Annotated in this window: 1 protein-coding gene; it reads left to right on the top strand. The window is 48.9% G+C overall.

All coding sequences use genetic code 11. The features are described 5' to 3' along the window. Positions 1–242: AEC family transporter (locus HJY11_RS13475; RefSeq protein ID WP_208076452.1), on the top strand; the 242-nt coding region annotated here is incomplete at its 5' end. Between the last annotated feature and the right edge of the window lie 63 nt (positions 243–305).

Raw genomic sequence — 305 nt, 5'->3', positions numbered from 1 at the left:
GGTATGCGGCAGTGCGGCTTGTTCTGATTCCGGCGGTAGTCTTTGCGGTGACAGCGCTGATACCGTTAGATCCGGTGCTGCGTGGCATTACTGTGATTATGGCGGGGATGCCGGCTCCGGTGACGACAGCGCTACTTTCCTCTAAGTACCATGGGGACGAGCGGTACGCAACCGGTATGATTTTTTTAAGTACACTTTCGTCTCTTGTGACCCTGCCGCTCTGGTGTCTGCTGCTCGGATAGGAGATAGAAAAAACTGATAAAGAGAAAGAAATTGTCTATAAAATAACTGATAAATTATTAACC

The sequence above is a fragment of the Bittarella massiliensis (ex Durand et al. 2017) genome, from assembly GCF_017566145.1.
In the GTDB taxonomy this organism is placed as follows: Bacteria; Bacillota; Clostridia; order Oscillospirales; family Ruminococcaceae; genus Bittarella; species Bittarella massiliensis_A.
The sequence above is the reverse complement of the archived record's forward strand: the minus strand, read 5'-3'. Positions and strand labels throughout refer to the sequence as shown.